We start from the raw sequence: 13,097 nt of genomic DNA, 5'->3' as shown, positions 1-13,097 counted from the left end.
TGAGCAAGCTCAACCTCAATTTTTTACACAAAAAAAGCTCTGACTTTCATCAGAGCTTCCATTCTTAAGTGACCTTGACTGGATTTTGCTCCGCAGTTTCCAGAATAAACTCCGTAGTGGAAATGAAAGCTACTTTTCAATCCAAGATTGAAAAACTTTTTTTGTGTAAAAAATTGATTTTTGAGCAAGCTCAACCTCAATTTTTTACACAAAAAAAGCTCTGACTTTCATCAGAGCTTCCATTCTTAAGTGACCTTGACTGGATTCAAACCAGTAACCTCTTGAGCCGTAATCAAGTGCGCTATTCAGTTGCGCCACAAGGCCTTTTTTTGTGAGTGCAAATATAGGAATAAATGTTTAACTTGCAAATCAAAATCACTATTAAATTAAAAAAATATGCCTTTAAAAAAGTACATTCGTGATATTCAGGATTTTCCCAAACCAGGAATTGTGTTTAAAGATATCACACCACTGTTATTGAATCCAATTGCAAGAACAGAAACACTACAATTATTGCTTTCCAATCTTAAAGAACAACAAATTGATAAGGTAATTGGAGTCGAAAGTCGTGGTTTTTTCTTCGGAATGTTGTTGGCTGAAGAATTGAACGTAGGATTTGTACCGGTGCGTAAGCCTAAAAAACTACCTTATGAAACTATTGCAGCATCTTATGATTTAGAATATGGTACCGATACACTAGAAATTCATACTGATGCAATTCAAAAAGGTGATCGGGTTTTAATACACGATGATGTTTTGGCAACTGGTGGAACAGCCAAAGCCGTTTGCGAATTGGTGGAGCGACTTGGTGGAGTAGTGGTGCAGTGTAATTTTATTATGGAATTGACCTTCTTAAACGGTCGTGATAAAATTGCTGGAAAACCTATTTTTGCAGCCGTGACCTACTAGTCAATAGCTCTGCAAGTTACGTAGTATCGGTAGGCGATGATAGCCAATTGCCATTTTGCTGCTTTAGATAAATCCAACCGCTGTTTGGTGAAACTAGGCAACACTACTTTGTTTACCAACGCTAAAAATTTAAACATATCGTAATTATTTTTTACAAAGATAAAAAAAGACCATTCGTTAAGAATGGTCTTCTTTATCATTTTTTGTTAAGCCTTTTTAGTTTTCATTGTGGCTTTAGTTTTTTCAAGTTCTTTTCTGGCTTTTTCCAACTCGGCTTTGGCTTTGTTCATTTCGTCTTTTGCTTTAAGCAAATCTTCTGTAGTTTTATTGAGTTCTACTTGTTCGTTACTTTGGCTTTTTGGAGTAGCAAATTTTTGTTCCATTTCACTTTTTAGCTCGTCCATTTTCTTTTTGAAATTGTCCAAACCTTCTTGATTTCTGAAATCAAACTCTTTAATTTTTGCATTTGATCCATCAAAATTAAAGCTTTCTACTTTGTGTTCTTTTTTTATTTGCTCCAATTCTTCTGGTGTGTAATCGTCACCACCTTCTATAACTTCACCATTTTGAATTACCAGTGGTTTTTTTCCGTCTTTTTGAATTTGAATTCGAGTTACGGTATCACCAAATTCCATTTTGTCAGGAAAATTGAAGCTAAAAGATTGTGCGTCGCCTCCAGAACCGTTAAATTTGAATTGTTTGATTAGATCTTCAGCACCAAAACCACGAAGCATCGAATTGCCAGCAAAAGCATCGTTACCAAAATTAGGCTCACCAAAACCAACAGTATCACCTTGTTTGAAGAATTTGATTGTTCCAATCGGAGTTTCATTTTCGTAACTCAAGTTACCTTTGTTTCCTTTTCGATCTGTGTATTCTACTTTAAGACCAGTGATTTCGTTTTTTGAATTGCGCTTCACATTGGAATATTTGATGGTAATTCCTTTTTCTGCCAAAGCTTTAATGTCGTCTTTCATTTCACTTTCTGGCGTATTCTTGTTCCAAGTCATTACCAAATCATCGTTATTTTTGGTAGAAAGGAACTCTTTTTTGTCTTGAGCAATGGTAGCGTTGCTGAAAAGTAGCACCAACACTAAAGCAATACAATTTTTAAAAGACATAGTGTTTAAATTTATGGGTTATTATTAGTTTGTATTTCTATTTCAAAATTATATTTTTTTGTTTTACAGTAAACTACATTTACAAATCTTTAACTTTTTTGAAAGTAAAAACCACAATTTACAAATTATCCCGTGATTGATAATTTGTAAACTGTGGTAAAAAAATAGCTAACTCAACTAGTATTTTTTAATTTTTTCTATGCTTCTTTTCTTGGTAAGCTTCTACTTTTTTGCCGTATTCTTCCATTTGTTTTTCAAAAACTTCCATCTTTTTTTCAAAAACTTCCATTTCTTTTTCAAATGGTTTCATTTGTTCGTCAACATTGGCCATTTTTTCGGCATAAGCATCAATTTCGGGTTGAATGGCTTCCATTTTCTTTTCGAATTCGGCCATTTTCTTTTCGAACTTATCCCATTCTTTTTTGTTGGTTAGTGGCGAACTTGTTGGCGCTGTTGGTGGTTGCGGCATGTTTGGAAAAGCAGCCACATTTACATTAATAATTGGCGCTGTAGGTGGTGTTGGTGGTGTAGGAGGAACTGGAAAATCCGATAGTTCTTCCACTGCTACTGCCGCTACTTCATCTTCATCTGATTCTGCTCCATTTTCATCTTCTGCTTCAACCGTAATTGCAGTTTTTCTACTATTTCTAGGTTCGTCAGATCGAATTCCTACAGCGTTATTGGTTTTAAAAATAGTAATCGGATGAATAGGTGTGTCACCATTAGTATAACTGTTTCCTTTATTACCATTTTTGTCTTTGTAGTCAATTTTGATAGCAATAATTTCACCTTGCGCATTTCTTTTAATTTTTGAAAACTTAACTTCAATACCGCTTTGATTTTTTAGAATTTCAGCATCGCTTTTCATTTCTGCATCTGATGAATTTTTGTCGATGGTGAACGAAACTAGTTCGGCATACGTTTCATTTTTTTCTTGATTGATGACTTCTTTTTCTTGTGCGATGACTTGCACTTGAAAGAAAATTACAAAGGCTACTAAAGCAGGAATGATCACTGCGTACTTCCAAGAGTTTTTCTTGTTGGATTGATTTTTGTTTAACATAACGATTCGTTTTTTGATTAATGATTGATAAAAATGATTAGTAATTGGAAGGCAATTTTGATGAGAAACTACCTTTAAAAGTGCCATTTGATAGGACTTTTTATCGTCTATTTGCACAATAGCTTCGCTATCGGCAATGTATTCTAAATTTTGAACAACTGCTTTTTTGTATAAGTACATAAACGGATTGAACCAGAAAATTACGGCGAATAAATTGGTTACTAAAACGTCTAAAGAGTGTTTTTGAGCACTATGTATTTTCTCGTGTAACAAGATACTTCGCAATTCGGTTTCGGTGTACAAACTGGAGTTTAAGACAATATAATTAAAGAATGAAAAAGGTGCAAGATTTTCTTTAACATCAATATATTGAAATTGTTCTTGATTGATAACTGGTCTATTGCCTAAAATTTTAAATAAGGAAATCAAATTGATAACTATTTTAAATAATAGTAAAAGTGCAATAATACCATACACATAAATTCCGATTTGAAACCAATCCATTTCGAATGATTTTTCGATTACTTCACTAGTTTCAATTGCATTTGGAATTATCTCTGGAATTGAAGTTGGAATTGTTCGCGGAGTGTCAATAACAACAATTTTCTTTATAAAAAATAGCGGTAAAGTTACAGAAGCTACTAATCCTGTTAATAAAAACCAGCGATTTGTAGTAAAGAATGTTTCTTTTCGTAATAGAAAATGATATGATAGGTAGAAAGCTGTAATCAATCCACTCGATTTCAAAAGATAAATTAATAGTTCTTGCATCTGTACTCTTATTTATTGTTATCTAAAGTCTTTTCTCTAGTTTCTTATTTCTTGCTTCTCTTCTCTTTTCTCTCTTCTCTTTTCTCTTTTCTCTTTTCTCTTTTCTCTTTTCTCTTTTCTCTTTTCTCTTTTCTCTTTTCTCTTTTCTCTTTTCTCTTTTCTCTTTTCTCTTTTCTCTTTGCTCTTTTCTCTATTTTCTCTTCTCAATAATATCCAAAATCTCACGCAATTCATCTGCGGAAATTTTATCTTCTTCGGCAAAAAAGGACACCATATTCTTATAAGAACTGTTGAAATAATTATCAATTGCCGTACTCATAAATGTCTTTCTGTAATCTTCTAGTGCAATGACTGGAAAATATTGATGGGTGTTTCCAAATGCATTATGTCCAACATATCCTTTCTCTTCTAAATTTCTAATAATTGTAGATAAGGTATTGTAATGCGGTTGCTCTTCGGTAATTTCTGCCATGACCTCTTTTACAAAAGCTTTTTTAAGCTTCCATAAAATGTGCATGATTTCTTCTTCTTTATTTGTTAACTTTTGCATAGTATCTTATTTGATGAAGCAAACATATAACTATATTTTTAGTTACGCAACTATTTTTATAGTTATTTAACTATTTTTTAAGTTTAAAACAAATAAATAGCTTATAATCAATACGTAAAGTAAAGATAGTATTTATTTTAATTGTCTTGCAATTTTTATTAAGTGAAGTAAAAATGATTGAAAATAAGGAGTACGAATCTGTTTAATTCGTAAAATCAGTAGCTGAAATGATTTAATTCTTCCGAAACTTCTGAATAGGGAATAGACTCGTTGAGAAAGTTTGTGAAATTATAACAAGCACTAAATTAGTGAGAATTCGTGAAATTCGTGTCGAGTAAATTAAACTATTTTCTCTCGACGAACTAAAAGTAAAGCCCAATAGCCAAGAAAAACGCCAAACAATCCTAAAACACCCATAAAAAGCCAGTTGACTTGGTAGCCATACTTCTCGATAACCGACATACCAATTTTAGCACTAAGAATATGTGCCATGCTGAAGCTCATGGTAAAAATAGCCATATATCGACCTTCATGACCTTTTGGAGCGCGACCAATTGCAAACGAGTTCGAGAAGGGAAAAGCAAACATTTCACCAAACGTCATAAACAGCATCATAATAATTAAGATGCCAACCCAAAAGTTGATTAACATCAAAAACATACTGATTGCCATTGCCAAACAACCTAAGTTTATAATCTTAAGTTTGTTCAGTTTATTGCGTTCAATATAGCCTACAATCGGCATTTCTAAGGCAAAAATCATCAGTCCGTTTAAGGTTAAAAGCAATCCAGTTTCGAGTTCTGATAAATCAAATTGCTCTTTATAATACAACGGCATTGTGGTGAATAACTGAAAAAATAGCACTCCAGTTATTACACAGCTTCCTAAGAAAATCCAAAAAGGTCTGTCTTTAAAAACCGAGTCGGTCAACACCGAATCTGGATCTTTTTTATCGGTATATTTCGATTTTTTCTTCTCTTTTACCAATGCAGCAAAAACTATAATGGCTAAAATACACGTACCACCATCAGCCCAAAACAAGCCACGGTATCCTAAATTCATAATTATCAATCCGCCCAAAGCTGGTCCAGCTGCGAATCCAAGATTTACAGCCAAACGCACCAAAGTTAATGCGCGCGTGCGGTTTTCGGGTTTGGCATACGCGCCAAGCGAAACAAACATAGCTGGTCGAAACATATCGGCAACCACCATTATCACAAACATTCCGATACAAAGACCAATAAAAGAGGTGATAAATTCTAATACAAAAAACAGTAGTCCACTTACAAACAAGCTAAAAATCATGATGCGGTAAAATCCAATCTTGTCCGACAATTTGCCGCCGAGCCACGAACCCAACATTGAGCCAAAACCAAAACTCACCATAATCCAACCCACTTGGCTGTAGCTGAAATGCAAATCTTCTTTCAAATATTTCGATAGGAACGGCAAAACCATAGTTCCAGCACGATTGATAAAAGTAATCAGTGTCAGAATCCAAATTTCTCTCGAAAATCCTTTAAAGTTGTTGATGTATTTCTGAAAAGCGTTCAAAATAATAGCAGGTTTAAAGCCGCAAATTTAAACTTTTTTCAGGAGCTATTTCCAGCTTTTTATTATATCTTTTTTAAAAATTATAAGATTAAAATGACATGTAATGATTAAAAAAGAAGCCATCGTAAGCAAAGAGTACAGCACTTAAATTGAAAAAACATATTTTGAATTGATTTAGTTCCTACTGTCTAGTAAGTTTTAGCTAATTTAAAGTTGGTGAAAATCTGTGAAATCTGTTTGTAATCAATTATTTTTGCAAAAAATAAATCATGAAACGAATAGTTACTTTTTTGTTAGTTTTGAGTTTTTCACTTGGTCAAGGTCAAAAAGCGCAGGTTGAAGAAAGCTCAAAAGAATTTCAAGACAACCTCAATTATGATTATGCTGACAAAGCTAAAAGTCCGTTAACCGAAGAAGATTTTAAAGCATTTAAGAGTTTAGACTTTTTTCCCATCAACGAAAACTATATTGTCAAGGCTCAATTTGTACGAACCAAAAAAGAGAAAGTTTTCAAAATGAAAACCTCTACCGATCGACTTCCAGAATATGTAAAATATGGCGAATTACAGTTTGTTTTAGATGGTGTATCTTGCAAATTGAATGTTTATAAAAACATTGACTTAAGCAAAAAGCCCGGTTACGAAGACTATTTGTTTCTTCCGTTTTCTGATTTATCTTCGGGAAAAGAAACCTACATTGGTGGTCGCTATATTGATTTAAGAGTTCAAAAAGGAAGCATTTGGAAAATCGATTTCAACAAAGCATACAATCCCTATTGCGCTTACAATCACAAGTATTCTTGTCCGATCGTTCCGCTAGAAAACGATTTGAATGTTTCGGTGTTGGCAGGTGTAAAAAAGTTTCACGATTAATGAAATTCTTTAATTTACATACTCATAAATTCACCAATAATTCTGATGTTTTGGAGTTGGTAAATCAATATCCATGGGAGTTTGATGCAACTATTCCACAATATTCCATTGGAATTCATCCTTGGTTTATTGACGAATCTCGCTTGCAGTCAGATTTAAAAATTATTGAAGGAAAACTGCAACTGAATGAATGTTTAGCTCTGGGAGAATGTGGTTTAGACAAACGAATTGAAGTTCCAATGCGTTTGCAAATTGAAGTTTTCGAAAAGCAAATTGCCTTAGCAGAACAATACCAAAAGCCATTAGTTTTGCATTTGGTAGCTGCTTTTCAGGAATTGATAGCAATAAAAAAGCGGTTGAAAATTTCAGTTCCAATAATCATTCACGGTTTTTCAAAAAACGAACAAGTGGCAAATGAATTAGTTAAAAATGGTTTTTATCTTTCGTTTGGAAAATATTTAATTCAAAATCCCGAGCTAGAAGCCGTTTTCAAATCGGTTCCAAACAATAAATTTTTCCTAGAAACCGATACCATCGACGAAAGTCTTGAAGAAGTCTATCAGCTTGCAGCAAAATATAAAAACATTACAATAGAAAACGTGATTGAAATTGTAAATTCCAATTTCAACACCGTTTTCAAATCTAATATCTAATATCAAAAATATACTATTCAAATGGCAAAGTGGCAAGAAAGAGCAGCATTATTATTTAAAGAAGAAGGATTAACCAATTTAAGAAATGCAAATGTTTTAGTAGTTGGTGTTGGCGGAGTAGGATCGTTTGCAGCCGAATTTTTAACTCGAGCAGGTGTTGGAAATTTAACTATTGTTGACGGTGATGTTGTGGATATTACCAATATTAACAGACAATTACCAGCTTTACACTCTACGGTTGGTTTAACTAAAATTGATGTGGTTGGCGACCGATTGATGGATATCAATCCGGAGTTACATTTGACGAAAGTCCAAGAATTTTTATCTCCAGAACGCGCTTTTGAAATTGTGGACGAAAAATATGATTACGTTTTGGATTGCATCGACAGCGTAACACCAAAATTAAATTTGATCATTGCGGCCAAACGCAAACGTGTTAAAATCATTTCAAGTATGGGCGCAGGCGGAAAAATGGAAGCAGCAAAAGTAAAAGTTGCCGACATTACTAACACCGTAAATTGTATGTTTGCCAAAACCATCAGAAGACGTTTGAAAGAACATAAAATTGACAAACTCAAAGTTGTTTTTTCTTCAGAAATTCAAGATGAAAGCAGTTTGAAAATGACCGATGGAAGCAATTATAAAAAATCGTTTTATGGAACCAACAGTTATATGCCAGGGCTTTTTGGATTGTATATGGCCGAAACTGTGATTCGTTATTTAATAAAAAAAGTTTAGAAGTTAAAATTTAAAAATAGTTTAGGTGGTTAAAAGGTGAAAAGTTTAAAAGAGATTGTCTTAGAACTTACAACCTATAAACTCCTATAACTCCTAAACTTCTAAACTCCTAAACTCACAACCCCAAAAAAATGATACAAACCGTAATTTTCGATATGGATGGCGTAATTGTAGATACCGAACCGGTGCATCGTTATGCCTATTATAAGCATTTTGAAGAATTAAATATTTCGGTTTCAGAGACACTTTTTACTTCGTTAACAGGGAATTCAACACGAAACGTTTTTCAGAAATTGAAAGACCTTTTTGATTTACCTCATGAGGTTGAAGACTTAATTCAAAGAAAAAGAGACCTATTTAATGATGCTTTTGATACGAAAACCGATTTGTATTTGCTTGAAGGTGTTGAAGATGTAATTAAAGATTTGCACCACAATGCCATGCAATTGATTTTAGCTTCTTCAGCATCGAAAGTTACTATTGATCGAGTTTTTAAACGTTTCAATTTGCATCACTATTTCACACATATTGTAAGTGGTGAAGATTTTCCGAAGTCAAAACCACATCCTGCAATTTTTGAACATGCAGCTTCCTTATCAATTGCACCGAAAGAGGACTGTATTGTTATTGAAGATTCATCCAACGGAATTGAAGCATCAGTAGCAGCTGGAATTTTTTGCATTGGTTACAACAGCGAGCATTCGAAATTGCAAGATTTATCGAAAGCACAATTGATTGTGAACCACTTTAACGAATTGTCTTTTAAAAGAATTCAGAATATAAAATCGGAAGTAGCATGATACAAACGGTAATTTTTGATATGGATGGCGTGTTGGTAAATAGCGAACCGTTGCATCACGAAGTCAGCTTAGTTCAGTTTAAAGAGTTGAATATCGAAGTAACTGACGACTTGTACTCGACATTTACAGGTAATTCAAACAAGATGATTTATCAAAAAATTAAAGACCGATTTGGACTTCCGCATGCAATTGAAGCGTTGATCTTGCAAAAAAACACGCTCTTCCTTGAAGCATTCGATACAAGTGAAAATTTACAATTGTTGCCGGGAGTGAAAGATTTAATTGTTGATTTGTACCAAAACGGAATGCAATTGGTGGTGGCATCTTCTTCTGAAATGCAAATTATCAATAAGGTATTTGAACGGTTCGATTTGAATCGGTATTTCTCATATAAAGTAAGTGGAAACGATTTTCCTGAATCGAAACCCCATCCAGCTATTTTCTTAAAAGCGGCTGAATTGGCGCAAACTGCGGTTAAAAATTGTATAGTTATTGAAGACAGTACTAATGGAATAAAAGCTGCAAATGCGGCAGGAATTTATTGTATTGCTTACAAAAGTGAAGGAGTTGACACCCAAGATCAATCGTTGGCCGACAGAATTATTCACGATTATAAAGAAGTAAATTTTAAAGTTTTATCTGAAATAAAGCCATAAAAAAAGCCACTTGTGGGTGACTTTTAGTAAATAAAGTTTATAGCAATTATTTTTTTATTTCAACTTCTACATTTTTGGTTTCCACGTCTACGCCATCGCTATTTACTTTTACAGATGTACCTTTAGTTTCCTCTGGATTCGCCTTTACAGTATCTTTGATAATAACAGTTTCTTTTTCGACAGTGGTAGTTTCAATAGTTTCTGCTGGTTTTTCTTCTTTTTTACAAGATATAAAAACTGTTACAGCAAAAAGAACTACAAATAGTTTAGTAAATTTCATAATCAATTAATTTAGAATTGATTGTAAATGTACAGCTAATAAGTGGTTAAATTGTATTGCGCCAAATTAACTTGCTTCTCTATCGGGTAAGGTGTGCTTTTCTACAATTCGTTTTCCGTCTTTTTTTACATCTTCTCTTTTTCTAAGTGACCAAAAGAAATCACTGGAGAACTTTCTTGCTTCTTCTAAGTTTACTATCGGAAATGGGTAATCAGCTCCAATTTCAAAGTCGTACAACATTTGCTCAATTGGAGTAAGTTTCCAAGGTTCGTGAATAAATTCAACTGGAATTTTACTCAATTCAGGAACCCATTTTTTGATAAAAGTTCCATCAGCATCATGTTCGTAGGAATTTTTTACAGGATTGTAAACCCGTAAAGTATTGACACCTGTAACACCAGCTTGCATTTGAATTTGCGGATAATGAATTCCGGGTTCAAAATCAAGAAACTGTTGTGCCAGATGCGGACTGCAATTTTGCCAAGGCTGAAACAAATGGTGCGTATAAAATGACACGACCAAAGCGCGCATTCTAAAGTTGAGATACCCAGTAGTATTTAAACACCGCATGCAAGCATCGACCAATGGAACACCAGTTTTACCTGTAATCCAAGCTTTGTGATAGCGCTCATTTATCATTTGGTTTAGTTTTCTAAAACCTTTATTAACCGCAACAAATTCCATTGAACTTTCCATTTCAAACTTTTGAATAAAATGGGCTTGCCAGCGAAGTCGAGCGGCAAAATTATCAATTTGACGTTTGTATTTACTGTCTTTACGTGTTTCCCAAGCGGCAGTGTAAACTTGTCGTATGGATAAATTTCCCCAAGCAATATAAGGCGATAAACGGCTGCAACCTTTTCTTCCTAATTCGGGTTTGGATATGTGACGGCTGTAATTATCGACACGTTCTTTTAAAAAACTTTGTAAATAGCGCATTGCCGTTGGTGTTCCGCCTTTTTGAAAAGGTAGATTAGTATCAGTTTTTAGCGAAGGTATGTAAAACTGATTTTCAATATCTTCTAAATCTTTATATTTCATGAAACTTCGACCATTAGCATTTAACGGTAAAGGATCTTTATCCATATAATCGTACCAATCTTCTTTCCAAGACTGTCTGTTTTTGAGTCCACGAATGATACCATTTGTTATGAACTCGTGCCAAACAATGCCATGTTGTTTTAAAAGTTCTGCAACAGCAATATCACGATCATAAGTCAGTTTAATTCCGGTTTCTTGACTCGAAAAAACGGCTGTTATGGGTAGTAAATTATTTAGTTTTTCAAATACATCAACTGCTTCACCTTCAACAATAAGTATTTGGGTGTGAAATTGGGAAACTTCCTTTTGTAATGCTTCTAGTGATTGTTTTATAAAATCAATATGGCGCTGACTGTAATGGTAGTCATTCATCAACGAAGGTTCGAAAATGTAAAGCAGCAAGACTTTACCTGACGAGGACAAAGCAGTGTGAAGTGCTTCATTATCAAGTAATCGTAAATCTCTTTTAAACCAAACTATTTTCATTTTTTTATAGCTAATTTTTTGATAGCTGCTGAGTTGCTAAGATTCTAAGTTGCTAAGATTCTAAGTTGCTAAGATTCTAAGTTCCTGAGATTCTAAGTTCCTAAGATTCTAAGTTTTTAACTCTGTAATTATTTTAAGTCCCAATTCCAAAAATTATACTTAAAGTTGAAGACTATTAATTGAATACTGAAATCCAATTATCCAACGGCTTCTTTATAAACTTTCAAGCATTTTTCTCTTGCTTCTTTATGGTCTACAATTGGTTTTGGATAGTGTAATGTTTCCAATTCAGGAATCCATTTTTTGATGTATTTTAGTTCTTTATCGAATTTTTTTACTTGCTCTGTCGGATTAAAAATTCTGAAATACGGTGCAGCATCAACGCCACTTCCTGCAGCCCATTGCCAATTTCCAACATTGCTTGCTTGCTCGTAATCTAATAATTTTTGAGCAAAGTAGGTTTCGCCCCAACGCCAGTCAATTAGTAAATGTTTGCACAAGAAACTTGCCGTAATCATGCGCACACGATTGTGCATGTGTCCGGTTTTATTTAGTTCGCGCATTCCAGCGTCAACAAAGGGATAGCCTGTTTTTCCTTCACACCATTTTTGGAATAAATCTTCATTGTTTTCCCACTCGATTGCGTCATATTTCGGTCGGAAACTCGACTTGGTTGTATGTGGGAAATGCCATAGAATTTGCATGAAGAATTCGCGCCAGATTAGTTCCTTAAAAAAGGTTTCATTTTTACTTGCAATGGCTTTTGCAATCATCTTTCTAATGGAAACGGCACCAAATCTTAGATAAATTCCAAGGTAAGACGTTTTATTTTGAGCTGGAAAATTTCGAGTTGCTTCGTAATTATCTATTAAATTGTTGGAAACATCGAAAGGCGTAACCTTTATTTTAGAAGTTTCAAATCCGATAGCCTCTAAACTCAGAAACGGATAGGAGTGAAGTGCAATGTTAGAAAGGTAATCTTCTGATTTGTAATGTGCTAATTGAATTTTCTTGAAATTTTCTTTCCATTTATTAGAGTACGGAGTGTAAACTACGTAAGGCGTTCCATCCTCTTTTACAACTTCCGCTTTTTCGAAAATTACTTGATCTTTACTCGTTTTAAATTCGATGTTGTTTTCCTTAAATAAATGAAATAGTTCTAAATCACGCTTCCGTGCATACGGTTCGTAATCAGAATTGGTGTAAACTGTATTTATTCTATTTTCAGAAATGAGTTTTTTATAGATATCAATCGGTTTTCCGTGGAAAATAGCCAATGATTTTCCAATTTCTTGAAGTTGATTTTGTATTTTCTCCAATTGATGGTGAATGAACGTTACGCGCGCGTCGTCTTTGGGTAATTGCGACAGAATCGAATCGTCAAATATAAATATAGGAAGCACTTCTTCACCACTATTTAGGGCGTGAAAAAGTCCGGCGTTGTCGTCTATTCTTAAATCTCTTCTAAACCAGAATATGTTCATTTTTTTTCTTTTTTCTATAACAAATTCAATGTCAATATCAATATCAAAAATCAATTTCAAAAATCAAATTCAAAAATCAATTTCAAAAGTCAAATTCAAAAATCAATATCAAAAATCAA

15 protein-coding genes and 1 tRNA gene are annotated in these 13,097 nt (G+C 33.7%); 6 read left to right on the top strand and 10 right to left on the bottom strand.

Annotation, left to right across the window (positions count from 1 at the left end; translation table 11 throughout):
• Positions 1-250: 250 nt before the first annotated feature.
• A tRNA-Arg gene (locus tag ACZ098_RS00685) sits at positions 251-324 on the bottom strand.
• Positions 325-396: 72 nt separating this feature from the next.
• Here ACZ098_RS00685 and ACZ098_RS00680 point away from each other — a divergent pair.
• Positions 397-909 (top strand): adenine phosphoribosyltransferase, encoded by a 513-nt coding sequence (locus tag ACZ098_RS00680; protein ID WP_487309804.1) that lies wholly within the window; start codon positions 397-399, stop codon positions 907-909.
• Here the strand turns inward: ACZ098_RS00680 and ACZ098_RS00675 are convergent.
• The 6 genes from ACZ098_RS00675 to ACZ098_RS00650 form a co-directional block, all read right to left on the bottom strand.
• Positions 906-1,109 carry an SsrA-binding protein gene (locus tag ACZ098_RS00675; RefSeq protein ID WP_487309803.1) on the bottom strand — a complete coding sequence of 68 codons (204 nt, stop codon included), beginning with the start codon at positions 1,107-1,109 and terminating at the stop codon, positions 906-908. The genes ACZ098_RS00680 and ACZ098_RS00675 overlap by 4 nt on opposite strands.
• Positions 1,110-1,115: 6 nt before the next feature.
• The gene (locus tag ACZ098_RS00670) at positions 1,116-2,030 is read right to left on the bottom strand and encodes a hypothetical protein (protein ID WP_487309802.1); all 915 of its coding nucleotides are present in this window, start codon (positions 2,028-2,030) and stop codon (positions 1,116-1,118) included.
• Positions 2,031-2,217: 187 nt separating this feature from the next.
• Entirely contained in the window at positions 2,218-3,864 is a 1,647-nt protein-coding gene (locus ACZ098_RS00665; protein ID WP_487309801.1) for a M56 family metallopeptidase, read from the bottom strand.
• Positions 3,865-3,900: 36 nt separating this feature from the next.
• Positions 3,901-4,071 carry a hypothetical protein gene (locus tag ACZ098_RS00660; RefSeq protein WP_487309800.1) on the bottom strand — a complete coding sequence of 57 codons (171 nt, stop codon included), beginning with the start codon at positions 4,069-4,071 and terminating at the stop codon, positions 3,901-3,903.
• Positions 4,055-4,414: a BlaI/MecI/CopY family transcriptional regulator gene (locus ACZ098_RS00655; RefSeq protein ID WP_487309799.1), complete on the bottom strand. Its 360-nt coding sequence runs from the start codon at positions 4,412-4,414 to the stop codon at positions 4,055-4,057. The genes ACZ098_RS00660 and ACZ098_RS00655 overlap by 17 nt, the downstream gene beginning before the upstream one ends.
• A gap of 339 nt (positions 4,415-4,753) precedes the next feature.
• Entirely contained in the window at positions 4,754-5,974 is a 1,221-nt protein-coding gene (locus ACZ098_RS00650) for an MFS transporter (RefSeq protein ID WP_487310520.1), read from the bottom strand.
• Between the two features lie 263 nt (positions 5,975-6,237).
• Between ACZ098_RS00650 and ACZ098_RS00645 the strand changes: the two genes are divergently transcribed.
• The 5 genes from ACZ098_RS00645 to ACZ098_RS00625 all read left to right on the top strand — a co-directional run bounded on the left by ACZ098_RS00645 (position 6,238) and on the right by ACZ098_RS00625 (position 9,687).
• Complete coding sequence (locus ACZ098_RS00645) at positions 6,238-6,840, top strand: DUF1684 domain-containing protein (RefSeq protein WP_487309798.1); 603 nt, start codon at positions 6,238-6,240, stop codon at positions 6,838-6,840.
• Complete coding sequence (locus ACZ098_RS00640) at positions 6,840-7,493, top strand: TatD family hydrolase (RefSeq protein WP_487309797.1); 654 nt, start codon at positions 6,840-6,842, stop codon at positions 7,491-7,493. The genes ACZ098_RS00645 and ACZ098_RS00640 overlap by 1 nt, the downstream gene beginning before the upstream one ends.
• A 21-nt stretch (positions 7,494-7,514) precedes the next feature.
• Positions 7,515-8,231: a tRNA threonylcarbamoyladenosine dehydratase gene (locus tag ACZ098_RS00635; RefSeq protein WP_487309796.1), complete on the top strand. Its 717-nt coding sequence runs from the start codon at positions 7,515-7,517 to the stop codon at positions 8,229-8,231.
• 131 nt (positions 8,232-8,362) lie between these two features.
• The gene (locus ACZ098_RS00630) at positions 8,363-9,031 is read left to right on the top strand and encodes an HAD family hydrolase (protein WP_487309795.1); all 669 of its coding nucleotides are present in this window, start codon (positions 8,363-8,365) and stop codon (positions 9,029-9,031) included.
• Positions 9,028-9,687, top strand: coding sequence for an HAD family hydrolase (locus ACZ098_RS00625; RefSeq protein WP_487309794.1), 660 nt, complete (start codon positions 9,028-9,030; stop codon positions 9,685-9,687). The genes ACZ098_RS00630 and ACZ098_RS00625 overlap by 4 nt, the downstream gene beginning before the upstream one ends.
• 46 nt (positions 9,688-9,733) lie before the next feature.
• Here the strand turns inward: ACZ098_RS00625 and ACZ098_RS00620 are convergent, their stop codons facing one another.
• The 3 genes from ACZ098_RS00620 to ACZ098_RS00610 all read right to left on the bottom strand — a co-directional run bounded on the left by ACZ098_RS00620 (position 9,734) and on the right by ACZ098_RS00610 (position 12,978).
• Positions 9,734-9,967 (bottom strand): hypothetical protein, encoded by a 234-nt coding sequence (locus ACZ098_RS00620; protein WP_487309793.1) that lies wholly within the window; start codon positions 9,965-9,967, stop codon positions 9,734-9,736.
• A 66-nt stretch (positions 9,968-10,033) separates the two neighbouring features.
• Complete coding sequence (locus tag ACZ098_RS00615) at positions 10,034-11,494, bottom strand: FAD-binding domain-containing protein (RefSeq protein WP_487309792.1); 1,461 nt, start codon at positions 11,492-11,494, stop codon at positions 10,034-10,036.
• Between the two features lie 197 nt (positions 11,495-11,691).
• Positions 11,692-12,978, bottom strand: a complete 1,287-nt coding sequence (locus ACZ098_RS00610; RefSeq protein ID WP_487309791.1) for a cryptochrome/photolyase family protein — start codon at positions 12,976-12,978, stop codon at positions 11,692-11,694.
• Positions 12,979-13,097: the final 119 nt, after the last annotated feature.

The organism is Flavobacterium sp. SP2 (assembly GCF_057626655.1).
This window is presented reverse-complemented; position numbering and strand designations above follow the sequence as displayed.

What these genes read in the sequence shown, in the direction of transcription:
- ACZ098_RS00680 (WP_487309804.1), top strand. Translation starts at nt 397, where the DNA reads ATGCCTTTAAAAAAGTACATTCGTGATATTCAGGATTTTCCCAAACCA.
- ACZ098_RS00620 (WP_487309793.1), bottom strand. Translation starts at nt 9,967, where the DNA reads ATGAAATTTACTAAACTATTTGTAGTTCTTTTTGCTGTAACAGTTTTT.
- ACZ098_RS00635 (WP_487309796.1), top strand. Translation starts at nt 7,515, where the DNA reads ATGGCAAAGTGGCAAGAAAGAGCAGCATTATTATTTAAAGAAGAAGGA.
- ACZ098_RS00675 (WP_487309803.1), bottom strand. Translation starts at nt 1,109, where the DNA reads ATGATAAAGAAGACCATTCTTAACGAATGGTCTTTTTTTATCTTTGTA.
- ACZ098_RS00610 (WP_487309791.1), bottom strand. Translation starts at nt 12,978, where the DNA reads ATGAACATATTCTGGTTTAGAAGAGATTTAAGAATAGACGACAACGCC.
- ACZ098_RS00645 (WP_487309798.1), top strand. Translation starts at nt 6,238, where the DNA reads ATGAAACGAATAGTTACTTTTTTGTTAGTTTTGAGTTTTTCACTTGGT.
- ACZ098_RS00615 (WP_487309792.1), bottom strand. Translation starts at nt 11,494, where the DNA reads ATGAAAATAGTTTGGTTTAAAAGAGATTTACGATTACTTGATAATGAA.
- ACZ098_RS00640 (WP_487309797.1), top strand. Translation starts at nt 6,840, where the DNA reads ATGAAATTCTTTAATTTACATACTCATAAATTCACCAATAATTCTGAT.
- ACZ098_RS00625 (WP_487309794.1), top strand. Translation starts at nt 9,028, where the DNA reads ATGATACAAACGGTAATTTTTGATATGGATGGCGTGTTGGTAAATAGC.
- ACZ098_RS00655 (WP_487309799.1), bottom strand. Translation starts at nt 4,414, where the DNA reads ATGCAAAAGTTAACAAATAAAGAAGAAGAAATCATGCACATTTTATGG.
- ACZ098_RS00670 (WP_487309802.1), bottom strand. Translation starts at nt 2,030, where the DNA reads ATGTCTTTTAAAAATTGTATTGCTTTAGTGTTGGTGCTACTTTTCAGC.
- ACZ098_RS00665 (WP_487309801.1), bottom strand. Translation starts at nt 3,864, where the DNA reads ATGCAAGAACTATTAATTTATCTTTTGAAATCGAGTGGATTGATTACA.
- ACZ098_RS00630 (WP_487309795.1), top strand. Translation starts at nt 8,363, where the DNA reads ATGATACAAACCGTAATTTTCGATATGGATGGCGTAATTGTAGATACC.